Origin of the sequence: uncultured Mobiluncus sp., assembly GCF_902488535.1 — a bacterium.
In the GTDB taxonomy this organism is placed as follows: Bacteria; Actinomycetota; Actinomycetes; order Actinomycetales; family Actinomycetaceae; genus Mobiluncus.
In genome coordinates this window covers 1-25,806 of record NZ_CABTWO010000015.1, presented here as the reverse complement: position 1 = coordinate 25,806, position 25,806 = coordinate 1, and the positions used below count along the sequence as shown (strand labels likewise).

The 25,806-nt window shown below is 58.0% G+C and carries 22 protein-coding genes; 18 read left to right on the top strand and 4 right to left on the bottom strand.

What is annotated here, in order from left to right:
• Positions 1 to 30 precede the first annotated feature (30 nt).
• On the top strand, positions 31 to 927 hold the full coding sequence (gene truA, locus RDL66_RS06405; protein WP_308535981.1) for a tRNA pseudouridine(38-40) synthase TruA: 897 nt from the start codon (positions 31 to 33) through the stop codon (positions 925 to 927).
• Between the two features lie 42 nt (positions 928 to 969).
• On the opposite strand, the gene RDL66_RS06400 is transcribed toward truA, so the two are convergent.
• Positions 970 to 1,581 carry a GtrA family protein gene (locus RDL66_RS06400; protein WP_308535979.1) on the bottom strand — a complete coding sequence of 204 codons (612 nt, stop codon included), beginning with the start codon at positions 1,579 to 1,581 and terminating at the stop codon, positions 970 to 972.
• 15 nt (positions 1,582 to 1,596) lie between these two features.
• Complete coding sequence (locus tag RDL66_RS06395; protein ID WP_308535978.1) at positions 1,597 to 3,204, bottom strand: FGGY-family carbohydrate kinase; 1,608 nt, start codon at positions 3,202 to 3,204, stop codon at positions 1,597 to 1,599.
• A gap of 68 nt (positions 3,205 to 3,272) precedes the next feature.
• Between RDL66_RS06395 and RDL66_RS06390 the strand changes: the two genes are divergently transcribed.
• The 9 genes from RDL66_RS06390 (at position 3,273) to RDL66_RS06350 (ending at position 14,830) form a co-directional block, all read left to right on the top strand.
• Positions 3,273 to 4,745: an aminotransferase class III-fold pyridoxal phosphate-dependent enzyme gene (locus RDL66_RS06390; protein ID WP_308535976.1), complete on the top strand. Its 1,473-nt coding sequence runs from the start codon at positions 3,273 to 3,275 to the stop codon at positions 4,743 to 4,745.
• A gap of 41 nt (positions 4,746 to 4,786) precedes the next feature.
• Positions 4,787 to 5,791, top strand: a complete 1,005-nt coding sequence (locus tag RDL66_RS06385; protein WP_308535974.1) for a class II aldolase/adducin family protein — start codon at positions 4,787 to 4,789, stop codon at positions 5,789 to 5,791.
• Positions 5,792 to 6,011: 220 nt separating this feature from the next.
• Positions 6,012 to 7,532: a methyl-accepting chemotaxis protein gene (locus RDL66_RS06380; protein ID WP_308535973.1), complete on the top strand. Its 1,521-nt coding sequence runs from the start codon at positions 6,012 to 6,014 to the stop codon at positions 7,530 to 7,532.
• Entirely contained in the window at positions 7,529 to 9,163 is a 1,635-nt protein-coding gene (locus RDL66_RS06375; RefSeq protein ID WP_308535972.1) for a methyl-accepting chemotaxis protein, read from the top strand. Before RDL66_RS06380 ends, RDL66_RS06375 begins: the two co-directional genes overlap by 4 nt.
• A gap of 235 nt (positions 9,164 to 9,398) precedes the next feature.
• Positions 9,399 to 9,842 (top strand): 50S ribosomal protein L13, encoded by a 444-nt coding sequence (gene rplM / locus RDL66_RS06370; protein WP_297722291.1) that lies wholly within the window; start codon positions 9,399 to 9,401, stop codon positions 9,840 to 9,842.
• A 29-nt stretch (positions 9,843 to 9,871) separates the two neighbouring features.
• Positions 9,872 to 10,366 carry a 30S ribosomal protein S9 gene (rpsI, locus tag RDL66_RS06365; protein WP_308535969.1) on the top strand — a complete coding sequence of 165 codons (495 nt, stop codon included), beginning with the start codon at positions 9,872 to 9,874 and terminating at the stop codon, positions 10,364 to 10,366.
• Between the two features lie 179 nt (positions 10,367 to 10,545).
• Positions 10,546 to 12,000 (top strand): phosphoglucosamine mutase, encoded by a 1,455-nt coding sequence (glmM, locus tag RDL66_RS06360; protein WP_308535967.1) that lies wholly within the window; start codon positions 10,546 to 10,548, stop codon positions 11,998 to 12,000.
• A 25-nt stretch (positions 12,001 to 12,025) separates the two neighbouring features.
• Positions 12,026 to 14,038, top strand: coding sequence for a glutamine--fructose-6-phosphate transaminase (isomerizing) (glmS, locus tag RDL66_RS06355; RefSeq protein ID WP_308535965.1), 2,013 nt, complete (start codon positions 12,026 to 12,028; stop codon positions 14,036 to 14,038).
• 12 nt (positions 14,039 to 14,050) lie between these two features.
• Complete coding sequence (locus RDL66_RS06350) at positions 14,051 to 14,830, top strand: DedA family protein (protein ID WP_299295304.1); 780 nt, start codon at positions 14,051 to 14,053, stop codon at positions 14,828 to 14,830.
• On the opposite strand, the gene coaA is transcribed toward RDL66_RS06350, so the two are convergent.
• Together coaA and RDL66_RS06340 are read right to left on the bottom strand one after the other, a co-directional pair.
• A complete protein-coding gene (coaA, locus tag RDL66_RS06345) occupies positions 14,827 to 15,921 on the bottom strand; it encodes a type I pantothenate kinase (protein WP_308535963.1) in 1,095 nt (364 codons plus the stop codon). The two genes, RDL66_RS06350 and coaA, sit on opposite strands and share 4 nt — an antisense overlap.
• Positions 15,914 to 17,026 (bottom strand): hypothetical protein, encoded by a 1,113-nt coding sequence (locus tag RDL66_RS06340; RefSeq protein ID WP_308535962.1) that lies wholly within the window; start codon positions 17,024 to 17,026, stop codon positions 15,914 to 15,916. Before RDL66_RS06340 ends, coaA begins: the two co-directional genes overlap by 8 nt.
• Before the next feature lie 207 nt (positions 17,027 to 17,233).
• On the opposite strand from RDL66_RS06340, the gene RDL66_RS06335 reads away from it, so the two are divergent.
• The 8 genes from RDL66_RS06335 to RDL66_RS06300 all read left to right on the top strand — a co-directional run.
• Entirely contained in the window at positions 17,234 to 18,799 is a 1,566-nt protein-coding gene (locus RDL66_RS06335) for an NAD(P)H-hydrate epimerase (RefSeq protein ID WP_308535961.1), read from the top strand.
• Between the two features lie 65 nt (positions 18,800 to 18,864).
• Positions 18,865 to 20,193 (top strand): alanine racemase, encoded by a 1,329-nt coding sequence (gene alr / locus RDL66_RS06330; RefSeq protein WP_308535959.1) that lies wholly within the window; start codon positions 18,865 to 18,867, stop codon positions 20,191 to 20,193.
• A 50-nt stretch (positions 20,194 to 20,243) separates the two neighbouring features.
• The gene (gene tsaE / locus RDL66_RS06325; RefSeq protein ID WP_308535957.1) at positions 20,244 to 20,855 is read left to right on the top strand and encodes a tRNA (adenosine(37)-N6)-threonylcarbamoyltransferase complex ATPase subunit type 1 TsaE; all 612 of its coding nucleotides are present in this window, start codon (positions 20,244 to 20,246) and stop codon (positions 20,853 to 20,855) included.
• 20 nt (positions 20,856 to 20,875) lie between these two features.
• Positions 20,876 to 22,006, top strand: a complete 1,131-nt coding sequence (locus tag RDL66_RS06320; RefSeq protein WP_308535955.1) for a hypothetical protein — start codon at positions 20,876 to 20,878, stop codon at positions 22,004 to 22,006.
• A gap of 10 nt (positions 22,007 to 22,016) precedes the next feature.
• A complete protein-coding gene (gene tsaB / locus RDL66_RS06315) occupies positions 22,017 to 22,742 on the top strand; it encodes a tRNA (adenosine(37)-N6)-threonylcarbamoyltransferase complex dimerization subunit type 1 TsaB (RefSeq protein WP_308535954.1) in 726 nt (241 codons plus the stop codon).
• A gap of 25 nt (positions 22,743 to 22,767) precedes the next feature.
• Positions 22,768 to 23,280 (top strand): N-acetyltransferase, encoded by a 513-nt coding sequence (locus RDL66_RS06310; RefSeq protein WP_308535952.1) that lies wholly within the window; start codon positions 22,768 to 22,770, stop codon positions 23,278 to 23,280.
• A 187-nt stretch (positions 23,281 to 23,467) separates the two neighbouring features.
• Complete coding sequence (locus RDL66_RS06305) at positions 23,468 to 24,250, top strand: succinate dehydrogenase cytochrome b subunit (RefSeq protein WP_308535950.1); 783 nt, start codon at positions 23,468 to 23,470, stop codon at positions 24,248 to 24,250.
• A gap of 18 nt (positions 24,251 to 24,268) precedes the next feature.
• Positions 24,269 to 25,806 (top strand): fumarate reductase/succinate dehydrogenase flavoprotein subunit (locus RDL66_RS06300; protein WP_308535949.1); only part of this gene is annotated, 1,538 nt, incomplete at its 3' end.

Below are 25,806 nucleotides of genomic sequence, written 5' to 3'. Positions count from 1 at the left end.
TCATCGTCGAGAGGGTTGAGGAGGGAAGCAATGCGCATACGCCTGGATATCCGCTACGACGGGATGCCGTTTCACGGGTGGGCCGCCCAACCCGGACTGCCGACGGTACAAGGCGCCCTCCAGTCCGCTCTGGCGGTGATTTTTCGCCAACCGGTAGAACTCACGGTGGCGGGACGCACCGATGCCGGGGTGCATGCCACCGGCCAAGTGGCTCATTTCACCGTACCGGAGTCGGCGGACTGCGTCGTTCCCCCAGAATCTTTGGTACCACGGCTGGGGGCGGTATTGCGGGCGGTGCTGAGCGGGAACCTAACCAGCCCGCTGGAGGATTCCCCACTCGCCTATCCTCCCGGTGCTGCGGATGCGCTGGTAGTTACTGCCGCCACAGCGGTACCAGAAAGTTTCGATGCGAGGTTTTCCGCTCTAGCGCGGCATTACGTGTACCGTATAGTCGATGACGTGGCGGCGCGCAACCCGTTGACCCGCAACTGGTGCTGGTGGTATCCAACCCCGCTGGACCCGGATGCCATGAACGCGGGCGCCACAGAACTGCTGGGGGAACACGACTTCGCGGCTTTCTGCAAACCGCGTGAGGGCGCCACCACAATCCGAACCTTGCAACAGTTAGAAACCCGGCGGAGCGCGCCGGGAACCATAGAAATTCGGGTGCAGGCCGATGCCTTTTGTCACTCTATGGTGCGCTCCCTGGTGGGTGCGCTGACCGAAGTCGGACGCGCCAAGCGCGACACGGCCTGGCTGGCGGGCGCGTTGGCCGCCAAAGTGCGCGTCCCGGAAATCCCGGTCGCCCCGGCCTTGGGACTGACACTAACCCAGGTCGACTACCCGCAAACCGCGGCGGAACTACTGGCCCGCCAACAAACCACGCGTTCCCGGCGAGACTGCGGTTGCCAGCCGGAAGACAGCTGAATATTTTTCGAGTCTTGTAGTGAGACAGCGATTAAGGGCTGTTTATTCTGTTGCTGAAGTGCTATTTCGCTGACTCTTTTCGGCCTGCTTCACCGCCAGAGCGTTCGTGTTTTCCGAGCCACGGAACACCACGAACTTCCACCAGGTGAACTCGCCGACGAAGTTCAGCAGCAAACTGATGCCCTTCAACAGCCAGTCCGCCCACCCCATATCGGACAGGATTTGCCCGCCCCAGGACGTCAGGGGGATAAAGAACACATAGAACAAGGCGACCTTGAGCATCGCGATGGGAACATTATTCGCCGACTTGAAGGTGAAATGGCGGTTCACCGTGAAGTTGTAGATAACCGACAGGGCGATGGAAACCGATTGAGACACCCAGAACGGGAACCACCCCGTCAGAGAGTTTATCCACACCATCAGCGCGAAGCTGGCGACCTCGACACCAGCGGCGGTGATGGACAGCAAAGTAAATTTGATGGCTTGGATGAGCGCGGCCTTGCCCTTGGAAGCTTGGCCGACCACAATCGCGTCGGGGTCACTCGGGGCAGCGGGCGGGGCTGTCTGTTCAGCGCTAGACGGCGGTGCCCCCAGGGGAATATCGGGGGAGTCGCCTGGCTGTTCGGGTGGGGTTGGAGAATCCATCTGTGTCATGGTACTAATCCTTTGTTATTTCGGTTGGTTGTTACTGTTGAGCAGACTGAAAGCTTTGCGGTTGGCGCGATACAAGCCTTTGAACACTTCGTATTGGCGGTCATAGACAGCGCGATGTTCCGGGTTAGGCAGGTAACGCTTCTGGACCTTCACGAGTTTCTGGGCGGCCTGAACTAGGTTATCGGCTTCGTGTGCCCCCACTAGGGCGACAAGGGCGGCTCCGACTGACCCCACGTTCTGCGGGTCCTTTACCGTCTCTACCGTTCGACCTAGCACATCAGCCAGAATCTGGGAAGTGACCGGCGAGAGGGCTCCGCCACCGACGAAACGTACCGCCTCGGAAGTCTGGATTTTCTTACCTTCAGTTTCCAGGAACCAGCGCAGATGGAAACACACGCCTTCGATAACGGAGCGCAGCATTTCGGTTTTGCCGGTTTCCAGCGAGATGTTGAAAAACATGGCGCGGGCATTGGCGTCCTCAAACGGGCAGCGGTTTCCGTGCAGCCAAGGGGTGAAAATCACGCCGCCGCTACCAGCGGGGGCTTTCGCAATGATTTCGGAGAGGTATTCGTAAAGGGAGGTGTACTTCGTTTCCACGTCCGCGGCTTGATCCTTATGAGATAGATAGACGTCTATCTCGTCCTCGGCCAAATGTTTGCGGACCCATTCGAAGCATTTTCCGGCCGTTTCCAGTTCGGCGAAATAGTTGAACTTGCCCGGATCGGCACCATCGACGGTAGCGATCATGGAGTTGACATCCACCACGCGCTGATCGGTGACGGTAGAAACCCATCCCGACGTTCCCCAGTAGACATGGGTGTCGCTGACCGCGCAAGCCCCGGCACCTACCCCGATGAGTGACGCATCCCCACCACCAGCATAAACGGTGGCAGTTTGCGGCAGCCCGATCTCTTGAGCAACTTCCGGAAGCAACGTCCCAACCGCGGATGCAGACGTGACGATGGGAGCCAGATGATCCGGGTTGACCCCAAAAGTGCGAGCTAACTGCGATGCCCACGCGGGCCGGTTGGCGCGCACATCCAGGAGCAAAGTTGCGAACGCCGAATCTACGGACATGACGAAACGTCCGGTCAGGCGGGCAATGAGGTATTCTTTGACGTCAAGCCACTTGTGGACTTTGGCATAGACCTCCGGTTCATTGTCACGCACCCACAGGTACTTCCACATCGGGTCCTTCACGGAAGCGGAAACCGCGGAGGTCCGATAGAGGCTGGTCAGCAGTTTCTTGGCATTCATCCCCGCAATTTTCACGCCGGTTTCCAACCCGCGGCGTTTTTGTTCCGCGGCGCGCTGGTCCATGTAGCTCATAGCGGGGCGCAGGTGGTGTCCCGCTTCGTCTACCAGAACCAGAGCCTGCATCTGGGAGCAAAAACTGATGGCTTGCACCGCCGCCATTTCCCGCGGGTTTTCTCGCGTGAGTTCCCGAGTGGTCTTGACGATGGCGTCCCACCATTCGTTCGGATCTTGTTCGGCGCCCCCGTTGGGAAGGATTGTCAGGCCATATGTGCCCAAGCGGGAGTTCACCAGGGTCAGTTCCGCCCCTGCCCGATACAGACAAGTCTTTACTCCTGACGTTCCGACGTCGTAAGCAAGTATCAACATACTGTTTTCTTTCGTTCAAGAGTTATAGAATTGAGGCAATGATTTCAGCTCAGTGAGGAGACAATCAAATGCGGATTAACCAACCCAGCACTCGCGCCATTAACAAGCAACTGGATGACCTTATCAAGAAACCAATTTACTCCATTAGTGCCGGAGCCTTGCGCAATTACGAACAAGATTACTTCGAAGCGAAGTGTTCAGGTTCGAAATCCATGATTGAAACCGCAAAGAACCGCATTCCCGGCGGCGTACAGCACAATCTGGCGTTCAACCATCCTTTTCCGTTGGTCATCACCAAAGCCAGCGGACACGAACTGACTGACATCGACGGCAACGTCTACTTTGATTTCCTGCAGGCCGGCGGCCCGACCGTGCTGGGCTCCAACCCGCCGGAAGTTCGCGAAGAAGTCATCAAATTGTTGAATGATGGGGGGCCGTCTACCGGCCTGTTCCACGAGTACGAATACAAGCTGGCAGACCTCATCGCCTCACGCGTGCCGACCGTAGATATGTTCCGTATGCTGGGTTCGGGCACGGAGGCGTGCATGGCGGCAATCCGCGTCGCCCGTCTGGCCACCAAAAAGAAGCACATTCTGAAGATGGGCGGGGCCTATCACGGCTGGTCCGACCAGCTCGGTTACGGCATCAGGATTCCGGGTTCTAAGTTCACCCAAGCCCACGGGGTGCCTTGGACCATGTTCCGCTACGTCGACGAGTTCATGCCGGGGGACTTGGGCGACCTGGAGCGCAAGCTGCGCATGAAGAAACTCCACGGCGGGACGGCCGCAGTCATGATTGAACCCATCGGGCCGGAGTCCGGGACATGGCCCATCGACCAGGCTTTCCTCAAGGGAGTGGAACGGCTGTGCCGCCGCTATGGGGCGCTGCTGATTTTTGACGAGGTCGTTACCGCTTTCCGGATTTCAGACCGGGGCGCTTCGGGGCTGTTCGGGATTGACTCTGATTTGACGGTGTTTGGCAAGGTCATCGCCGGAGGGTATCCCGGCGCGGGCGGCTTGGGCGGCAAACGCGAATACATGAAGTACCTCGCGGCGGGGATTCAGTCGGGAGACAAGGTTCACAAGGCGTTGATTGGCGGCACGATGGCGGCCACCCCGATTAGCTGTGTGGCGGGCTACCACACGATTCAGCGCATCATTGAGACGAATGCTTGCGAATACGCCGGAGAAATGGGCAACCGCCTGACCGATGGGCTGCGGGACCTGATTAAACAGTACAACCTGCCTTTCGTGGCTTGGAACGAAGGATCCGTATGCCACCTAGAGACGGTCGGAACTATGCACTTCTCCATTAACTGGAGCAAACCGTGGACGATCCCGCACGTGCTGCGCGAAACGTCGAAACGCAAGAAAGAAATGGAATACATGGGAGCGGCTTATACTGCTGAAGGGCTGATTACTTTGGCCGGTTCGCGCCTGTACACTTCCGCGGCCTACACCCCGGAGCTAATCGACGAGGCGCTAAACCGTTTCGAGCGAGTGTTCCAACAGGTTGAAAAGAAGCCGGTAACAAAGAAATAGGCGGACGCGGACAGCCGCAGTGTCGAGGGAAGGACCAGAAAATGACCGGGAATACTGGGCAAGATAATAAAACCGGAAATGTGATTATCGATACCGCGCGCGTCTTGCTACGAGAAGGCTTGGTGGCTCGTACCTGGGGCAACTTGTCTCAACGCAGCGGTGATGATCGGTATCTCATCACGCCTTCGGGGCGTGATTACGAGACGATGACCCCGGACGACCTGGTCGAGGTCGACTTTGAGGGTAAGTGGTCCGGGGATTTGAAGCCGAGCGGGGAGCGCGGGCTGCACACGGAGATCTATCGGGAACTGCCCCAGGTGCAGTTCATTATCCACACCCACCAGCCTTATGCCTCGGCTCTCAGCGTGGGCGGCACCCCGGTAGAAATCCCAGCTGAGCTGGCAGAACGCATCGGGTCGGCGACACTGCCGATTGCGGATTACGGGTTGCCCTCCACCGGGAAACTGCATAAGGCCGTGTTGGCTTCGCTGCGTGAAACCGGGGCCAGGGCTATCTTGATGCAGGGTCATGGGGCGGTGCTGTTTGGCCAGGACGCGAGTGAACTGGTGGATTTGGCAAAGGCGGTGGAAGCGGCTTGCCGCACTCAGTTTGAACAGATGACCGGCTGGAAGGCGCCGGACGGCGCGGTGCGGGTGCGTCGATTTGAACGCGACGGCTTTGGGCTGCTGCCCCAGATTATCCACATTTTCATGCGCCGAGAGGACGCCGGAGCAGTGGTCGCGACGGACGATCCGCTGTTCCTAAAGTTCCGGGAGAGTGGTTTAAAGGCGTACCTGGATGATTTCAGCCAGCTGGTTGGCTTGAAAGTCGGCAGAACCTTTGGCAAGAACATGATTTACGGGCACAAGGCGACGTATTTCCTGGGAGCGGACCTTGATGAGGCCGAGGCAGTCGCCACGGTGGCACGCAAGAACGCCTTGGCGGCGTTAGTGGCTCAGGTTACCTCCGCCAAGCCGATTAGCCGGCTAGATGGCACCATCATGCGCGGGGTCTACAAGTTTAAATACTCCAAACTGAAGGACTGATTTTGCCTCAATCAGGTGCTGGCGTGCACCACCGAAAACTGGGATAGACACGGCGGCGAGAGCCCCGCTCCACCCGGGATAGTGATGGTCGGCAGGTTCAGCTCGATTTCCGGTGCGTCAGCCGGAGGGCAGGGCAAAGCCGGCTTACGTCCTATAAATGCTAGTGTCGGAAACCACAAATGTCTCTATCGCACCTTGTAGAATAGGCTGAGGAGGCGTTATGGCTAAGGCGGGCTTATCCATTTCCAAGAAGCTGCTGTCAATCGGCGGCATCTGTTTTCTGGTCACTCTAGCGGTAGTGGCGATTACGTGGGGTTCAACCCTGGCGACTCAGAGCAGAGTCTCTACCTACGCGCAGACGTCCACGGTCTCCCGCGATTTTTCCGCCATGGCTCAACAGTTCCAGGAAGTCAGACAATCCGGCTTCAGCGCTGCCCGTGGTGTTACTAATGAAGAAAAGTATCTCCAGGCCACCCAAGATTTCACCGCGCAGCTCACAAAATTGCAGGGAGCCCCACTGGATCCTCAGCAGCGGGAAAATGTTTCCCGCCTGCAGGATTTGGCCGCCCAGCTCCCCGTCAACCCTGACGGTGCAGCTCTGGCTAGTGTCAGCACAGAGATACAAAGCCAGTTGGATTCCCTGAGAAATTCTTTGACTCATAAACATGAGACTGACGTTGCCGAACTGAACACCATCACTTCTATGAACTCCAATGTAGGTTTAGCGGTGAGTTTGCTCGGCTTGGTGGCGGTGCTGCTGGTCTCTGTATTGGTGTCCCTGTCAATTTCTCGCTCCGCGAAGGAAATCAGCAAGGGCCTGAACCGCTTGTCCGCGAAAGATTTTACCTACCAGGTACGTCAGGTTTCCCGTGACGAGATTGGTGCGATGTCGGTGCTGTTGAACGACTCGGTGAAAAACCTGGGCACTCTGTTGAGCGGAATTTCCGCCACCGCTACGGAAACAACGGCAGGCGCCGAAGGGCTGCGGAAACAGAGCCAGGAAGTCGCCGCGAAAGCGAGTGCCGCTCGGGAAACAGTAGCCTCGGTAGCCGGCAATGCCAGGGAAGTCAGTACCCAGATTGGCGACGTGGCCGCGTCTACTGAACAAATGCGCAGCGCTGTCACCGAGATTTCAACTAATGCCGCGACAGCCGCGAAATCGGCCGCGCAGGCCACCACGTTGACCGCGCAGGCTAATGAAGTCATGGGCGAACTGGATAAGGCTTCCGAAGCAATCAGTTCGGTCATTGAAACCATCAAAATGGTGGCGGAGCAAACCAACCTTTTGGCCCTAAACGCCACCATCGAAGCTTCTCGTGCCGGGGAAGCCGGGAGAGGGTTCGCGGTGGTGGCCTCCGAAGTGAAAGATTTGGCTTTGGGCACCAAGTCTGCAGCTGTTGAAGTGTCTGAAAGTATCACCAAGATTCAGTCAGATACCCAAGCTGCGATGCAGGCGATTACTGAGATAACCGGAATTATCTCAAACATTAATGACTTTCAGTCCACCGTGGCGGCGGCTATTGAGGAGCAAACCGCGACGATTTCATCTATGGCACAAACCGTGACGGAAGTGTCAGACGATTCTGCACGAGTTACAGACAACCTCTATACCATTGAGGCCAAAACTGAAGCGACGGTGAAGGAGCTGCAGGAAGCCAGCGAGGACATGGTGCTCAGCGCCCAGGAATTCGAAGCGCTCCGAGAGACATTGTCCCAGTTCAAGTGGGTGAATGAAGCATGATGAGACCGCAAAGCCGCCAAGGCGGGAACAAAAAATCTCAGCTGCGCCTGAATGTGCTGATTAAGGTACTGCTGATGGGGATTGTGGGAATCCTGGGCATAGCCTCGTTCGTGATTTGTTCCGCCATAACTGACGATATCTATTATGGGAAAGTACGTAACTACCAGGATTTAATCCGGATTTCAGACCAAGTCAGTGCCGTATCCGATCTGGTCAGGCAGAGTCAAGCTGATTACATGCAAAACGATTTTGCCAGCCATAATCCCACCCAGAATCTGGAACCCCAGCCGATTACAGAGACTATCGAGCAGGCCGTATCCGACTTGAACGCCGCTCAAGACATTCTCTCTAAGTCTGGATTGCGAGATGAACAGCTGCGGAAACAGTTTGCGCAGGCAGACTCCAGCCTGGAGTCATACCGGCAGGCGGTTGCGCAAACCGAGAACAGCGGCGAGGGCCTGGCTGTGGACGAATCGGTCATTGCAGCGACCCTGTCTGAATTAGATACCCTGCAGAACTCGCTGTCCTCCCTCAGTGACACGGTTTTGCAACAAACCCACGGCTTAGTAGAGAAAAACGTCATTATTCACGCTATCGACATCGTCATAGCTTTCCTGGTGGTGGCGTTTATCCTGCACCGGGTGCGTCGAGGGATTGTCGCCTCCGTCACTAAACTGCATTCTTCGGTCCTGGCGTTACGAAATGGTGACTTGACCCCGCGACTGACATCGAACTCAAACGACGAAGTCGCTGATATGCTCCGAGCCTTGGCGTATTCACAAGATGAGCTAACCGACGTGTTAAGCGAAGGGCAAAACTTGGCGGCTAAGACTGCCGAACAAACCAACCGGGTGGTTCAGGTCGCGTCCACAGCTGCCACAAACGCTGCGGAAACGGTGGAATTAGCGAAATCTACGACTGAGTCTCTCAATGGTATCGTTGCAAATCTGCAAACTGTTGCCAGCGGATCTGAGGAAATGAACGCCGCCATCGCAGAGATATCAGCCAGCTCCGCGGAGGCTTCCCGTACCGCTAACGAGGCCACCGAGGTGTCCCGCAACGCCCAGGAGACCATCTTGCGACTGCAGGACTCTACCCAAAAGGTTGAGACCGTCATCGGTACGGTGACCAGCATTGCTGCGCAAACGAACCTGCTGGCCTTGAACGCCACTATTGAAGCCGCTCGAGCTGGCGAATCGGGGAAAGATTTTGCGGTGGTCGCCAGCGAGGTCAAGGATTTGGCGGCAGAAACAGCCAAGGCGACGAGCCAGATTGCTGTGATGATTAATGACATCCAGGAAAAAACCCAGCAAACTGTCGCCGCTATCGACGAAATTGCTGGGGTAATTTCACAAGTCAATGACTACCAAACCACCATTTCGGCCGCGGTTGAGGAACAGAACGCTGTCACACAAAATATTGCGCAGGCAATCTCCAGCGCGGCGAATGACTCAGGTGTCGTCCTGGAGAACCTGGAGGATTATTGCACGAACGTCACCAAGGCTCAGTCTGATGTTGATGAACTTTCTCAGGACGCGAGCGCTCTTTCTAAACAGGTGACTGTACTCATCGGGGAGTTGTCCAAGCTCAAGACTCGCCCTGCTGGGGACGAGGCGCCTGAACACAACTAATGCAGCCCCGTCCTGAGCGCTTGCCAGATAGGTACAAGTGAGGTGCCGCTCAGGTCCTTTTCTGTGCAGATACCGTGATTTTGACCCAGGCGGGCGAAATCGCTAAGATTAAACGGTTGTATGCCCTCGAGTTGGTGACCATTCCCACTCATACCGCTGTCATCCCGGGGCACACGCAAACTTTCATCATCACAAAAGTGATGAGACCGACGATTAAGAATTGAAGGCTAGAGAAGTGCGTACTTATTCACCCAAGGCTGGTGACGCTGACGCGAAGTGGCACGTAGTTGATGCTGATGGCATCGTGCTGGGACGTTTGGCTTCCCAGGTAGCTACCTTGCTGCGCGGCAAGCACAAGCCGACCTTCGCTCCCAACTTTGATAACGGAGACTACGTCATTGTTATCAACGCGGAAAAGGTCGTGTTGACCGGCAACAAATGGACTGAAAAGACTGCCTACCACCACTCGGGTTTCCCCGGTGGCTTGAAGGCGACCTCTTACCAGGAAATGCGGGACAAGCAACCCGAGAAAATCATCGAGAAGGCAGTTAGGGGAATGATGCCTCATAACCGCCTCTCTAAACAGCAAATGACGAAGCTGAAGGTTTACGCCGGACCGGAACATCCGCACGCCGGCCAGAACCCGGAAGTTTTTGAACTCACGCAAATCGCGCAATAAACGCGGTTCGCAAAACCTCAAGGAGTATCGTGGCGAAGACCACTGCAGAAATCGAAGAGCTGGAGGATGTCCCCAGCGAATACACCACCGAGACTCCGGCGGCTCAGGATGAACCGGGTCGTGGGAATTCTCGTATTGACAAAGGCATGGGGCTAGGGCGCCGTAAAGAAGCCGTAGCCCGCGTGCGTTTGGTTCCGGGTAGCGGCAATTGGACTATCAACGGCCGTAGCCTGGAAGATTACTTCCCCAACAAGTTGCACCAGCAATTGGTGATGGCACCTTTCGTGCTGTTGGACTTGCAGGGTCGTTTCGACGTCAAGGCTCGCATTGATGGCGGCGGCATTTCCGGCCAGGCCGGTGCGCTGCGCTTGGGCGTGTCCCGTGCGCTGAACGAAATCGATCGTGACGCTAACCGTCCCGCACTTAAGAAAGCCGGCTTCCTGACCCGCGACGCTCGCGCCGTGGAACGCAAGAAGGCTGGTCTTAAGAAGGCTCGCAAGGCGCCGCAGTACTCGAAGCGCTAAATCGAATCGAGACTTATGCTGGTGGGGTTCTCATGGAGGACCCCACCAGTTTTTTGCCCGCGGCCCTGGCAAAATCCGCATGAGAGAATGGTATTTCGCTAGTTTTTAGGTTCTGATTTATTTCCCGTTTGCGAACCGTGGAATAATGGTGAAGTTAGGAAACTAGAAAGGCAGAAACTATGTCGCAAAGACTTTTCGGTACTGACGGGGTTCGCGGACTGGCCAACGAAGACATCACCGCGGAACTGGCTTTGAACTTGGGGGTGGCTGCGGCTCGCCTGGTGGTTGAAGAAAAAATTATGGCCACCGGCCAGATGCCCATCGTGAAAGACCTACTGAAAGAGCAACGCGAGTCGGCTATGACGGAATCGCGCACCGGGATTAAGCGTCCTCGGCTGATACCCGAAGAACCAGCTAAGCCGCGAGCCATTATTGGCCGTGATACGCGCGTTTCGGGACAATTCCTGGATCACGCCCTGGCGGCGGGACTGTCCAGCGCCGGTATGGATGTTACTCGTGTCGGCGTCATCCCGACTCCGGGCGTCGCCTACCTCACCGAATCCCAAGACATCGAGTTGGGCGTGGTCATCAGTGCGTCGCACAACCCTATGCAGGACAACGGCATCAAGTTTTTTGCCCGCGGTGGTTACAAACTCCCTGACGAAATGGAGGACCGGGTCCAAGCCATGTTGGGCCAGGATTGGGAACGCCCCCTCGGCTCCGGGGTCGGCGATGTGGTCGCCAACGGCAAAGCCGCCGACGATGCCTATGTCAATCACCTGGTAGACACCGTTCCGGTGTCTTTGCACGGGCTGAAAATCGTGGTGGACTGTGCCAACGGGGCAGCTTCGGAAATTGGTCCGCGGGCGCTGCGTGAAGCCGGCGCGGACGTCATCGTGATTAACGCTTCCCCCGATGGGCGCAACATCAACCTGAACTGTGGTTCGACCCACCCCAAGCAGCTGAAATCCATGGTGGTGGCCGCCGGGGCAGACTTCGGGGTGGCGTTCGACGGGGACGCGGACCGCTGCCTGGCGGTGGACGGTGCCGGAAACCTGGTAGATGGCGACCAGATCATGGGGATGCTGGCCTTGGACATGCACCGGGCGGGAATACTTACTGATGACACCCTGGTACTGACCGTGATGAGTAATCTCGGGCTGCGTTTAGCGATGCAGCAGGTAGGAATCAAGACTCCCACCACCGCGGTAGGGGACCGCTACGTGCTGGAGGAAATGCGCGCCCACGGCTACATTTTGGGCGGAGAACAGTCCGGACACGTTATCAATGCCCGCTACGCCACCACCGGCGACGGCATCCTCACCGCTCTGCAAGTGGCGGCGACTGTGGCCTCCCACCAGGCCCCTCTGAGCGAACTCGTGTCGCCCATCCAAAAATTGCCCCAAACCCTGATTAATGTTCCCGGAGTGGACAAGACCCGCGTGGACGATCCGCGCTTGGCCGAGGACGTCGCGCAGGCCGAAGCGCGTCTAGGGGATACCGGTCGAGTGCTGCTGCGTTCTTCCGGTACTGAACCCCTGGTTCGGGTCATGGTAGAAGCCGCGACTCAGGAACAGGCCGATGCGGAGGCTCAAACCCTCGCCGGCCGGGTACAGGAACTATTAGCGCTGTAAAACCGCGCTGTGAAAGCGAGGAAATGTGTGTGGAATTGTCGGTGCCGTCGGGTCCCAGAGCTCCAAGTTCGCTGAGGAAACTGTCCTGGAAGGACTGTCCCGCCTGGAATACCGCGGCTATGATTCAGCCGGAATTGCGGTGGTCGACGCGACCAGTGCGAGTCCCGAAATTACGGTCGAAAAGGAAGTCGGAAAACTCTCCGAACTGCGCAAAACCTTAGAAAAGCGCCCTTTACCCAACGCTACCACCGCGATTGGGCACACCCGTTGGGCCACCCACGGGGGCGTCACTCGTGAAAATGCCCATCCCCACCTGTCTTATGACGGCAAATTGGCGCTGATACACAACGGCATTATCGAGAACGCGGAACCTTACCGCGCCCACCTGGAAGCGCTGGGCATCAAATGCGTCAGCGAAACTGACACCGAAGTGGTCGCTCACCTGCTGGAACGTGCCTACCTGGCCGAACCGGGCGGGCATGCCGGGGAAAACGCTGGTGAACAGTCGATTACCCCGGGAACTATCCCCTTGCACAGCCTGGATCCGAACTTGAGCTGCGCGGCGGGGGCGACCCGTTTGGCGCGGGCGATGCTAAAGGTCACCAGGGATTTGGAGGGTTCGTTCACCCTGCTGGTGCAGCACGTGGACGCGCCGGGTGTGATTGTGGCGGCGCGGCGGTCGTCTCCGTTGGTACTGGGGTTGTCACAAGGGACGAACTTCCTCGGCTCTGATGTGTTGGCTTTCGCGGCGCGCACGAAACAGGCTCTGGAAATCGGTCAGGATGAAGTGGTGGTCGTAACCCCGGCCGGAGTGCTGGTTATGGACGAGCAGGGTAGCGAAATCCTGCACACGCAAGGCCTGGACGTTATCGCCAAGGATCCCGCCCAGCGCAAACGGGCTTTTGAAGTCGATTTCGCGACCGACCGCGTCACCAAAGAAGGCTTCGACACGTTTATGGAAAAGGAAATCCGGGAACAGCCGCGGGCGGTGGGGGACACCATCGCGGGACGGCTGGATGCCGCCGAGGCGCTGACCTTGGACGAACTGCGGATTGAAGCCGAAGTGTTCCGCTCCATTACTTCGGTGATTATTGTGGCCTGCGGTACGGCCTCGTACGCCGGGCAGGTGGCTCGCTACGCTATCGAACACTGGTGCCGGATTCCGTGTGAGGTGGAACTGGCCCACGAGTTTCGTTATCGGGACCCGGTAGTGAGCCGGCGCACCCTGGTGGTGGCGATTTCGCAGTCCGGGGAAACCATGGACACGATTATGGCTATCCGTCACGCCCGCGAACAGGGCGCACGGGTCCTGGCCATCGTGAATACGCCCGGCTCCACAATTTCTCGCGAGGCTGACGCGGTATTGCTGACCCACGCCGGGCCGGAGATTGCGGTGGCCTCCACCAAGGCGTTTACCGCCCAGATAGCGGCGTGTTACCTGTTAGGTTTGTACCTAGCTCAGGTTCGCGGCAACAAATACGCCGACGAAATCGCGGATTACCTGGAAAAACTTGGTCAGATGCCGGCGCGGATGCAGACCGTTTTGGACCGTTACGCGGGCTCCGCTGACTTAGGCGCGAACCTTGACGACATTAAATCAGTGATTTTCCTGGGGCGTCACGTCGGTTTCCCGGTGGCACTGGAAGGGGCGCTGAAACTGAAAGAAATCGCCTATCTGCACGCCGAAGGCTTCGCAGCCGGAGAACTGAAGCACGGGCCTATTGCCCTGGTGGAGTCCGGACAGCCGGTTGTCATTATTGTTCCCACCCCGCGCCGACCCGAGTTGCACCGCAAAGTCGTATCCAATATCGAAGAAGTCCGGGCGCGTGGGGCGGTGACTCTGGTGGTGGCCGAAGACGGGGATGATTCCGTGAACGAGTTTGCGGACGTGGTGTGGCGGGTGCCTCCCACACCCACGTTGATGCGTCCCCTGGTAGACGTGATTCCGTTGCAGTTGCTGGCGCTGCGCATGGCCGACAGCCTCGGTTATGATGTTGACCAGCCGCGTAACTTGGCTAAGTCGGTCACGGTTGAATAAGGTGCGTTTTTGGTGGTTGTTTTCCCTTCAATAGTCTCTTCTGTCGCCTTTGGTGAGGTTGTCGCGTTTTCGGTCGGTAGCGCCACCCCAGGTTTAGGCGAGAAGATAATCGAGTGGATTCACGGTTTTGCCGGTTCACCCCTGGCTTTGTTGGTCTTGGCGGGCTTGTGTTTTATGGACGCTTTCTTTCCGCCGCTGCCCGCTGAATCGATTGTGATTGGGCTGACATCCTGGTATTTCGCTTCCGCTCCCGGTGAAGTTGTGCCGCTGCCGCTGATTTTTGTGTGTGCAGTGGTGGGGGCCATGCTGGGGGATTCTTTTGCATTCTGGCTGGGAACCCTTATTCCGGTGGAACGCATCAAATTCCTGAACGAAGGGAAAGGCAAACCGGCCTATGATTTGGCCCGTCGCATGTTGCACAAACGTGGTACTTCGTTTATTTTCGCGGCCCGGTTTATTCCCGGGGGCCGGGTAGCAGTGAACATGTGTGCGGGTGCAACCAAGTTTGGTTATCCAAGATTTTTGCGCACCGACTTTGCTGCCGTGCTGTGCTGGGTGGCCTACGGTATGACCATCGGATACCTGTCCGGTCGTATCCTTGGACCCATTAATCCGCTTTTATCCGTGGTGGTGGGCATGACCGGCGGAGTGCTTTTGAGCCTGATTCTGGATCGGGTCGTCAGTTGGTGGCAGGCGAAATTTTGGGACCCCAAGGACGAAACCGCCCCCGAAACCGACCCTAAAACCGGTACCGACAACGAAAACGCTGGCACCAAGACTATTGAGTTCTAGATTTTTCGCAAATGCAGGCGGTGAACCCGATGGTCGGCATTCTTTTCCAGGATTAACGTTGCCCGGGAACGGGTCGGTGCTACGTTTTCCTGTAGGTTTTTCAGGTTGACTTCTCGCCAAATTTGGCGGGCGTGAAAGTCTGCCTGTTCGTCGGTCCAGGCGGCAATCTCACGGAAGAAAGAGTCGGGTTGTTTGAAAGCGGTCGCGCGCAACTGCTGGAAACGGGACAGATACCACTGCTCGATGTCCGCGGGGCGGGCGTGCAGATAGATAGAGAAATCAAAGAAATCCGACACTGCCAGAGAATTTTTGCCGCCTTCGGCAATCAGAGGCGGGGCTAACACGTTCAACCCCTCCAAGATGAGGACGTCCGGGGCGCAAACCATCTGGGACTTACCGGGCACAATATCGTAGGTGACGTGCGAATATACGGGGGCGGCTACCTCGGGAGCCCCGGACTTTACCGCCGCCAGAAAACGCAGCAACCCACGACGGTCATAAGATTCAGGAAAACCCTTGCGGTCCATAATCCCGCGCGCCACCAGCTCAGCATTGGGGTACAAAAATCCGTCCGTGGTGACCAAATCGACCCGGGGAGTGCCCGGCCAGCGACTCATCAACTCGCGCAACAGCCGAGCCAGAGAGGACTTTCCCACAGCGACTGAACCGGCCACCCCAATCACAAAAGGAGTGTGCTGAACCGCTGATTCACCCAAGAAATCAGCGCGCCGGGAACGAATGTTGGTCGTCCCGGCGGCATAAATCTGGAGCAGGGCGGTCAAAGGTCGATAAATCGCGTCAACCTCAGCCAGGTCGATAGGGTCGCCCAAAGCGCGCAAACGCTCCACGTCAGCCTGGTTCAGCGGCAGAGGGGTCTGATCCGACAGAGCCGACCACTGTTCCCTGGTGAACATAACAAAAGGTGAGGCAGTTTCCTCGAGGCCCGCGGAAGTGTGATGCGGGCGGGCAGCCATAATCTCGCGCATAGCCGAACCGTATTGATAATCGCGCAGCTTTTCTTGAGTGCCGTGAGGATCTGTCAGGAATTCTTCCATCAACTCGGTAGTGGGAGCGCCAAAATTTTCATTCATGACTTTTGACCACCGACCCCAGGCACATACTGCCGTCCTTGTCGCGGTAGAAGTATGCGGAAGGCTCTTCCAACTGCGAGTGCGCCGCTCGGATATACATGGGGTAGGTGTTTTTCACCGCGTACAGGTGAATGGACTCGGAACGCAAATCCTGCAACGTTTTGAACGTGTCGTCGTCCAAGCGTCCTTCCTCGTCATAGCGTAGTTTCCGGGAAGCCTCCGGGGTGTATTTCGTGATGCCTGGCGGGGGACTCCATTTCTCGCACAGCGTCGGATAGTTTTCCTCCGTGTCAGCGCCATTGAATGGATAGCTGGAACGAGCCATAATCCGTGCCAGCAGGTAAGACACGTCCTCTGGAGTGACCGAATCCATCTTTCCGCCATAAATCGCCGTCGGGCAGGAATACCGGTCAGCTAACTCGCTCCAGCTGGTTCGCAACTCCACGCTGGAGTCTTTCCAAGACACGCCGTCCTCGGTAACTTTCGGGGTCTGTGACAAGGCGTGCAGCAGAGCCTGTTGGGCGGGCGGAGTCGTGTAACGATCGGTGAACACTTCCGGGGTAATCAGCCAGCAGCTGCGTTGCATCGCGCCAAAATTTCCGGTTTTTAGATCCTTAAAGAAGGCCTGCATTCCGGTGAACTCGACGGGGTCGCCGGACTCGATGGTTTCTTTCTTAAGGTTCGCCGCAGCAGAACGGGTGGGCGTCGAGGTCTGTTTCAGGGCGCGGCTCGGGGTGGGTCGCACAGAAGCCTCGGAAACGTTGCTGAAGGATTCGGGATATGTGAGGTCTTCAACACCATCGAGATTGAGCGTCGCCGAGCGAGAATCAGGATTTTCTGACGGCTCCTCATTGGTGCCTGCTTGCGACGAGGGCGAATCGGGGTTGTCTGAGGGGGTGGACTGTGCGGGAGCCAGCTTCAGAGTGGAGTTGGTGCGGAAGTTAGACCCGGTGACTTCCACCAGAAGCGGGGAAGTGATTTTTTCGGTGGGTTGAGAGCTACCCGTTTCGTCGGGGTCCCGGTTAGGCATGGCAGCGATTTGCGGCGCGACTATGAACAGCGTCACCAGCACCAGGACAATCCCTGCCCCAGCCAGCAGAAACATTCCTACTACGAGGCGTTTTGGGGTGGAAAGAAGCCAAAGTTGAAGGTTGTCTTTTTTCGACATGGCTACCTTTCATGTACACAGTGACCCCGCTGTATAGTCATCGGGCTTTCCTAACTTTAAGATTACCTAGTTTTCCTGCCGGTTGAAAACCGCAAGCGTATCTAAGTCTCTGACTATGTACTGATTTTCGTCTAGGCTGAAATCGTGATTTGGGGATATGCGCCAGATTTGATTGCACAAACGGAAAAACCTCTGGTCGCTCAGGCTGACCGAGAGCAAGGCCCGGATGCGCTGATGCGGCGAGCTGCCTACGCGCTGGCTCACCACACGCATCGGGCCTTGTCCGGGGCTGATACGGGCATTGTGGCACCGCCGGTTCCCCGGGGACGCCGGCGCGTTCTGGTCTTGGTCGGAGCCGGCAACAACGGCGGCGATGGCCTGTACGGAGCTGCGTATCTGCGACGGCGCGGCTATCCGGTCGCGGTCCTGCCAACTTCGAAACATATTCACGAGCGCGGTGCGGCGGCCGCACGGCAAGCCGGGGTAGAGTTTTGGCCCAGTGTGCTGCCCGAGACAGTCGGGGAGGCTCTGAACACGATAAAGGCGTGGAAACCGGTTGCCATCATTGACGCCATTATCGGTATCGGAGCCCGTCCGCCCCTGCGGGAACCCGCGCTATCCCTAGTCCGGGGCATCAGCGAGTTGCTCAGCCAGTGGCCGGAGGAGTGCTCCCCCCTGGTGGTGGCCTGCGATCATCCCTCCGGCCTGGATTTGTACCGGGGTGCTGATTTAGGCCCGGATCAGGGGCTGCTGTCAGCTGACCTGACCGTGACGATGGGGGCGGTGAAAACCGGAATGCTGGTTGGTCCCGGCGCGCTCACGATAGGACGCCTGCAGGTTCAAGATATCGGACTGCCCCTGCAGACGATGCAGCCCGGCGTGGGTCTGATTGAACGCGCTGACGTGCGCGAACTGTGGCCCCGGCCGGAGTTCGCGGATCACAAATATTCCCGCGGAGTTTTGGGCGTAATGGCGGGGTCCGCGCGCTATCCCGGTGCCGGCGTTTTGGTGACCAGTGCTGCCTTGAACGCGGGGGAGTCTTTTGTGCGCTACCTCGGTGAGCCCGCGGTGCAATCGGTAGTGTTGCAGGCCTGCCCGGAAGTTGTACTGGGAGAAGGCCGGTGCCAAGCCCGCATTATCGGTCCTGGTTTTGCGGCCGGCTCGCCGCGGCAGCGCGAACAAATGCTTGACGCGTGGCGTCGCCGCGACCCCGGTGAATTGGTGATTCTCGATGCCAGTGCGCTGGAACTTATCGGGACGGAAATCCAACCGGACGCAAGCTGCCTGCTGACCCCCCATGCTGGTGAGGCGGCTGCCCTGGCCGCCCAACTCGGTCAGGAAACCACCCGAGAAACCATCGAAGCCAACCCTTATGACTGGGCATTACAGCTTGCCGCGGACACGCACGCCACCGTCCTTTTGAAAGGACCGACCACCACTATTGCCAATCCGGGGGGACAGGTTTATTCCCTGACCCACGGTACGCGAGACTTGGCAACGGCGGGCTCCGGGGATGTGCTGGCGGGAATTTTGGGGTACGTTTTCGCCGCTGCGAATGCTCGGGCCCAGAAAACCGGAGAAAGTTTGGATTTGGGACAACTGGCAGCTGTCGCGGCCTGGCTGCACGCCGAAGCGGGCCGTTTAGCCGCGCCCACGCCTCGTGCCACCGCCATTATCAAGGCGATTCCCCGGGCTTTGGCTGGGCTATAAACTATCCCGGTCCCCCTAAACGTGACAAACTAAGAAGTGCGAAAACAATTTTGTAAAGGAAGATTATGACCAACGTGGATGTTCCCCAATGGCCGGTACGCGCCGTGGTGAATCTCAGTGCATATCGAGAAAATCTTGCCCAAATGAGGCATTTTGCCCCGCACTGTCAACAAATGGCGATTGTGAAAGCTAATGCTTACGGACACGGTATCGAGCGCATGGCGCTGGCCGCACTCGACGCCGGTGCTCAATGGTTGGGTGTTGCCAAAGCGAGCGAGGCTTTCCGGCTGCGCAAATACCTCGATAAGCAAGGTGTGCCTCGCGACCACCTGGTCGACACGCCCACTTCTGCCCTAATGCGTTCGCGTCTGTATCAGATTGACGCGATGGGACTGCCCACCGCCGCCCGCCCCCGTATCCTGACCTGGCTCTACACCCCGCAAACGGATTTGCAGCAGGTCGTGAAAGCGGAAATCGACATTTCGGTTTCCACCTTGGATCAGCTGGATCAGGTTTCGCGAGCCTGTGACGCGGCCGGGCTGCGCTGCCGGGTACACCTGAAAGTTGATACCGGACTGTGCCGGGCCGGAGCGACAAATCAAGATTTTCCGGTGCTGTGCAAGCTGGCTCGGGCTCGGGAACGTGCCGGGCTCATTGAAGTCAGCGCTATCTGGTCCCATTTGGCGCGCGCGGACGAAGACACCGCCGCGGCTGAGGCTTTCACCAAGTCGCAACTAAGTGCCTTTGACTGGGCTTGGGAAGTCGCCCAAGAGACGGGTTTGCGCCCGAAACTGCGCCACATTGCCGCCACCGCGGGAATCATTTGGTATCCCGAGAGTCACTATGACCTGGTCAGAGTGGGGATTTCGGGATATGGGTTGAGTCCGAATCCCGAAATCGCGTCGTCGTGGCAGCTGGGGGTGCGTCCGGTGATGCGACTGGAAACGAACGTGGTTCAGGTCAAAAGGGTGGAAGAAGGCGCCGCGGTTTCCTACGGCGGGGAATGGGTCGCGCCGGGACCGCGCTGGTTGGGGCTGCTGCCGATTGGATACGCCGACGGCCTGCATCGCCTGGCAAAAAATCGCGGTGAAACCTGGATTAAAGGCCGGCGGGCCCCGATTGTGGGACGGATTCCGATGGATCAAATCGTGGTTGACCTGGGTCCGGCGGTGGACGATTCCGGCGCCCCTGTGCCTTGCCCGGTCGAGCCGGGCGAACTAGCGATTATTTTTGGGGACGCCAATGACCGCTTGTTCGGGGGTATTCCGGGAGTCCCCCCGCTGCCAACCGCCGACGACTGGGCGGAATGGACCGATACCATCAACTATGAAGTCATTACCAGCATTTCCCCCAGCGTGCCACGGGTTTATGTCGAGGACCAGCCCGAGAGCTGAGCTCCGAGAGCTAACGCAGGGACTGTTGAATTATTTTAAGGAGGTACGCGATGAGCCGCGAGGGGAATTTGCTGTTGGAAGTCGAAACGAAATCCGCTGACGATACTCGTCTGTTGGGCCAAGCCCTAGCCCCATTTCTGCAAGCCGGCGATGTGGTGATTCTGGAAGGGGAACTGGGCGCTGGAAAAACCACTTTGACCCAAGGCATCGGCGCCGGTTTGCGCGTCAACCAGCGGGTCACCTCCCCAACCTTCATCATTGCCCGCAATCACACGAAATCCCCCGACGTGCCGGGACCAAACTTGGTTCACGTGGATGCCTATCGTCTGACGGGCGGGGACGATGTGGAAACACTGGATCTGGAATCCGCGTTAGAGACCGCGGTGGTGGTGGTCGAATGGGGTACCGACAAGGTGGAGGGGCTCAGTTCCCACTGCCTGAAGCTCTCCTTGAGTCGGCCTGAAAACGCCGCAGACCCCATCACGGGAACCATCGTGGACCTGCCCGAAGATACGACCTGCCGGGTCGTCTTTCACAGTCTCGAGGGGGCTTGGGACCTGTCAGGTTTGGTGCAGAAGTGGCAGGCTCTGCGCGCGCAGGAAAGCCCGAGTGCCGCACCCGGTGTTGCTGCGGAAACGTGCCAACCCGGGGCGGATTCGTAACTAGGCTGATAGAGAAACCGATGCTGAGAGTGTTTCAGATACGCCGAGTCCGTAAGCCCGTACTGGGCTGGGTTTTCGTGCTGCTGACCGCGGTGGTGATGAGTTTTGCTGCGCCAAATGTCGGGCAAGCCGTAGCTGGTCGTGCGCCAGGGCTTTCGTTCGCTAGTTCGGTCAGGGGCGTGACTCAGGACGTAGGGATTACGGCGGGACGGCTGCCGAAAGGGGCTCAGAGTGACCTTCCCGACAATGTTCGCGTTTGGTTTGCTACCAAGGCCCCGGCTTTGGGGCAATCATTGCGCGAATACCTCCCCGACAGCGCGAAAGTTCCCCCGGAAGCTCAGATTGAGGTGGGGAATCCAACCCAGGTAATGACTTGGTCTGCTCGACTGCTGCGGGGCACCTACGCTCCGGAAAACGCCGTGACACCCATTGAGATGTGGGTGGCTCCGGTGAGTATCGATGCCAGAGAACTCGGGGTAGTGGTCTATACCGAGGATAAAAAGAATCTTTATCCCCTCTCTGTGCCTACCAGCGGAGCTGCGTTGGCCCCGAAAGTCCCCACCGGTGCGCCCGAACCAACGTCGAGCTTGCGAGAAAATATCCAGCTGGACATTACCGGTTCTGTTGAGGAACCGAAAAATTCCCATCTCCCCGTCCGGTTGGAGGATCCGGGAGCCTGCTATGTGCTGCCGGATTTAGCCCACGCTTTGCTGGCAACCGCGCCAGATTCCGCCCATCCCAACCGCCCTGTTTATGACCCGGTTATACGCGGGTGGTTCACGTTAAATGAGGAACGGTTGTTGCCGGTTTCTAACGCGGCGCGGGCTCGTCTGGGCGGGGAAGTGAATTTGGACCAGGTGCAAGAAGCTGTGCAGTCTTGGTGGGGGACGGTCAGCCCCACTCCCACACCAACTTCGGAAGCACTGCCAACCAGCAATAACACCTTGGTGTGGGTGGTCGTCCTAGCTGTCGTTATTGTCGGTATCGCACTGCTGGTGGTGTGGCTGACTTTCCGTTGGCAATCCCGCACGGAAGATGCTGCCGAAGTGCTTTCCCTGCCTGACCCCGAGCTGATTATGGTGCCGACGCCTCCGCCGACTTCCGCCATCCCGACTTTAACGGTGTCCGGTTCTAAGGGCGAGGCGCATTAGGATTGTCCCTGTGAGTTACCTGTTTATCGATACCTGTGCCGGGGCGGGGGTTGCCCTGGTGAATCCCGAGAACCTCAGCGACGTGCTGGTGAAGGTGAATCCTGACGGAAAAGCCCAAGTGGAAGCCCTCTCGTCCCTGGTTGATGCCGTGGTCCAGGAAGGCGGTAGACCGCAAAAGATTGTGGTTTCGCGAGGGCCTGCCCCGTTCACCGGGCTGCGAGTCGGCCTGGTCACGGCTCGGACCTTGGGGTTTGCCTGGGATATCCCGGTGGTGGGGGTGGATGAGCTGCGCCTCCAGGCGCAGGCTGGCGCGGCGGTACTGTCCGGCCCCGGCTCTCCCGCTCAGACGGGGGGGCGGGCGCCGCACTGGATAGTATCTTTGATGGATGCCCGCCGCCACGAAGTCTATGCCGGGCTGTTCAAACCCGACCCGACGGGCGGTAGCTTGATGCAATGCGGAACCGATTGGGTTGGTCCTGCCTCCCATTTAGAGGACGTTACCCAAGGGTGGGACCGCGACTTTGCGGGGTTTGCCGACGCCGGGGTTTTCCTGGTTGGAAACGCCGTCGCCCAGGTCAGCGGCCAGACCGTAGACGTTAGGTTTGAGGACCTGGCAAGGGCGGCGACCTCCCTTGTGAACAGTGCGGAAGGGGACCCAGAGGCGCAACGGGAACTGGCCTTGCTGAGCACCGAGCCGCAGTATCTACGGCGACCGGATATCCAAAAAAAGCCATAGCTGGCGCTAAAATCGCTGGTGAACCATGATTCGTGACGGTTCGATTGAGGATGCGCCAGACCTGGAACGCGCCGAACAGGAGTGCTTCGCGCTCGACGCTTGGGACCGTGACACCATCGCGTCCCTGCTGGCACATCCAGATATCAGCTTCAGGTTGATTTTCAGCGAATCCGAGGATTTCGTGGCGTGGGCCGTGTGGGGTTTGGGGGAAATGAGCGTTCCTGTTGGCGACCTTCCTCCTGCTGAGCGTCATCAAGCGGTTACTTCCCAAGCGCGTGGGGGCAGGCTATTGCGGGTTCTCTCACTCGCGACCCGACCGGCTTGGCGGGGAAAAGGCTACGCCACGCAGCTGCTGACAGACGGTCTAAGTCGCGGACACGCTCGGGGTTATGCGGGAGCTGTGTTAGAGGTCCGCTCCGGTAACTCGGCAGCCCAGGAGCTCTATGGGAGTCAAGGATTCCACGTGTGGGCACGTTTGCCGCAGTGGTTTCAAAACCCGGTGGAGGACGGCGTCATCATGGTGAAAATGTTTTTCTAACTCAAATGTTTCGTAAAAATTTTGCCCCCGTTGGCCGCGCGCGAGCCCACACCCCGGGATAAATCGGGACTTTTGGCCTGAGTGCCCAGGTAAACATCCAGGTAAAAGCGTTTTTGAGGGAAGTAAAATGAAACTCTCGACCCGATTCAGTCCAGTCGCCCTCGGAAAATCTTATAGGCTCGACTTCGTGGCCAATACAACACTAACTACAGATAACAAAGCAATCAAGACCACCGTTATCATCAAACAAGCCATGGCAATCACTGGCATGTTTTTTGTGGGGTTCGTGATTTTGCACGCCTACGGGAACCTCAAAGTGTTCTCCGGGGCGACCGTTTACAACGATTATGCGCTGCACTTGCGCACATTCCTCATGCCCATACTGCCCTATGAAGGGTTGTTGTGGATTCTCAGGGTTTTGCTGGTAGTTTTCGCCCTGGTGCACATTATTTCCGCTATGGCCCTGTGGCATCGCGCCGGACTAGCGCGCGGTTCTCGCTACATGGTTAAGAAGTCGTTGGCGACTGCTTACGCGGGACGCACCGTCAGATGGGGCGGCATTATCCTGTTGCTGTTCTTGATTTTTCACATCTCCCACTTCACCTTGAAGCTAGCCAAGGTCGGCGACGCGGCCGCCTACGCTTCCCACCAGGTGTTCTTGGATCCGGCGGGAAATGTCGTTGACGCTGCCGGGCCGGGGATTATCTCCGTGATGGAGGGTAATCCTTACGCCATGATGTTCACGACGTTCTCGAATTGGTGGATGGTGCTGATTTACGCCATCGCGGTGGGGGCGCTGTGCCTTCACATCGCTCACGGCGTGTGGTCTGCTCTGCAAACCATTGGCTGGTTGCGTCGTAACACCCAGTACACAGTTCAGATTATTTCGGGTCTGGTTGGCCTGCTGGTGTTCGCTATGTTCCTGGCTCCGCCGGTGGCTATTCTCGCCGGAATGCCGATGCTGGCGTAAGGAAGGTAAGGAAAGACAATGACTGAACTGATTGACGGTTACTACACCGAAGGCGAGAAAATCGCCGATACTCGGGCACCGATGGATGTTCCTATCACTGAACGCTGGTCTACCCGCAAGTTCCGCGGCGGGCTGGTGAACCCCACTAACCGACGCAAGCTGCACATTATTGTGGTCGGCACCGGTCTGGCCGGTGGCGCGGCGTCCGCTTCTTTGGGCGAGCTTGGCTACCACGTGGACGCGTTTTTCTATCAAGACACAGCCCGCCGGGCGCACTCGATTGCGGCTCAGGGCGGTATCAACGCGGCAAAGAACTACCGCAACGACAACGACTCGATTTTCCGCTTGTTCTATGACACGGTCAAGGGCGGTGACTACCGCAGCCGCGAGAATAACGTCTACCGTCTGGCGGAAGTCAGCCGCAACATTATCGACCAGTGCGTCGCCCAGGGCGTGCCTTTCGCCCGCGAATACGGCGGTTTGCTGGACAACCGTTCCTTTGGTGGCGTGCAGGTTGCGCGTACGTTCTATGCGCGTGGCCAGACCGGTCAGCAGCTGCTGATTGGTGCCTACCAGGCTCTGAGCCGCCAGGTTAAGGCCGGCACGGTTATTCCGCACCAGCGTCACGAAATGATGGACCTCATCATCAAGGACGGCAAGGCGCGCGGTATCGTGACCCGCGACCTCACCACCGGTAAAATTGAGACCTGGATTGCTGACGCGGTGGTCTTGGCGAGTGGTGGCTACGGCAACGTGTTCTTCCTCTCCACCAACGCGATGGGCTGCAACGTTTCCGCGGCGTGGAAGGCGTTCAAACATGGCGCCTACATGGCTAACCCCTGCTACACCCAAATCCACCCGACCTGCATTCCCCAGCATGGCAACTTCCAGTCCAAGCTGACGCTCATGAGTGAGTCGCTGCGTAACGATGGCCGCATCTGGGTACCAAAGAAAGCGGAGGACTGCAGCAAGGATCCTCGTGAAATCCCCGAGGAAGATCGCGACTACTACCTAGAGCGTATCTACCCCTCCTTCGGTAACCTGGTGCCGCGCGATATCGCGTCTCGTCAGGCCAAGAACATGTGTGACGAAGGCCGTGGCGTCGGACCAAAGATTAACGGCGTGGCTCGCGGCGTCTACCTGGACTTCAGCGAAGCCATCGAGCGCATGGGTCGAAATAAGGTTTCGGAAAAGTACGGCAACCTTTTCGATATGTACCAGCGCATTACCGGAGACAATCCTTACGAAGTGCCGATGCGTATCTACCCCGCGGTGCACTACACGATGGGTGGCTTGTGGGTCGATTACGACCTGATGAGCAACATCGAAGGCCTGTACGTGGCGGGTGAGGCGAACTTCTCGGATCACGGCGCGAACCGCTTGGGCGCTTCCGCTTTGATGCAAGGTTTGTCTGACGGCTACTTCGTGTTGCCGGCCACGATTTCGGACTACCTGTCCCACGGGGCGATGCCGAAGTTGAGCGAGGACGACCCGGTCGTTCAGGAAGCTCTGGAGCGCGTCAACAGCAAGGTGGACCGTTTGATGGCCATTCAAGG

Excerpts from the sequence above, each read along its gene's own strand:
- RDL66_RS06310 (WP_308535952.1), top strand. The coding sequence starts at position 22,768 with ATGATTCGTGACGGTTCGATTGAGGATGCGCCAGACCTGGAACGCGCC.
- RDL66_RS06320 (WP_308535955.1), top strand. The coding sequence starts at position 20,876 with ATGCTGAGAGTGTTTCAGATACGCCGAGTCCGTAAGCCCGTACTGGGC.
- coaA (WP_308535963.1), bottom strand. The coding sequence starts at position 15,921 with ATGAATGAAAATTTTGGCGCTCCCACTACCGAGTTGATGGAAGAATTC.
- RDL66_RS06380 (WP_308535973.1), top strand. The coding sequence starts at position 6,012 with ATGGCTAAGGCGGGCTTATCCATTTCCAAGAAGCTGCTGTCAATCGGC.
- RDL66_RS06395 (WP_308535978.1), bottom strand. The coding sequence starts at position 3,204 with ATGTTGATACTTGCTTACGACGTCGGAACGTCAGGAGTAAAGACTTGT.
- RDL66_RS06340 (WP_308535962.1), bottom strand. The coding sequence starts at position 17,026 with ATGTTTCTGCTGGCTGGGGCAGGGATTGTCCTGGTGCTGGTGACGCTG.
- alr (WP_308535959.1), top strand. The coding sequence starts at position 18,865 with ATGACCAACGTGGATGTTCCCCAATGGCCGGTACGCGCCGTGGTGAAT.
- RDL66_RS06400 (WP_308535979.1), bottom strand. The coding sequence starts at position 1,581 with ATGACACAGATGGATTCTCCAACCCCACCCGAACAGCCAGGCGACTCC.
- truA (WP_308535981.1), top strand. The coding sequence starts at position 31 with ATGCGCATACGCCTGGATATCCGCTACGACGGGATGCCGTTTCACGGG.
- RDL66_RS06375 (WP_308535972.1), top strand. The coding sequence starts at position 7,529 with ATGATGAGACCGCAAAGCCGCCAAGGCGGGAACAAAAAATCTCAGCTG.
- tsaE (WP_308535957.1), top strand. The coding sequence starts at position 20,244 with ATGAGCCGCGAGGGGAATTTGCTGTTGGAAGTCGAAACGAAATCCGCT.
- glmM (WP_308535967.1), top strand. The coding sequence starts at position 10,546 with ATGTCGCAAAGACTTTTCGGTACTGACGGGGTTCGCGGACTGGCCAAC.
- RDL66_RS06385 (WP_308535974.1), top strand. The coding sequence starts at position 4,787 with ATGACCGGGAATACTGGGCAAGATAATAAAACCGGAAATGTGATTATC.
- RDL66_RS06390 (WP_308535976.1), top strand. The coding sequence starts at position 3,273 with ATGCGGATTAACCAACCCAGCACTCGCGCCATTAACAAGCAACTGGAT.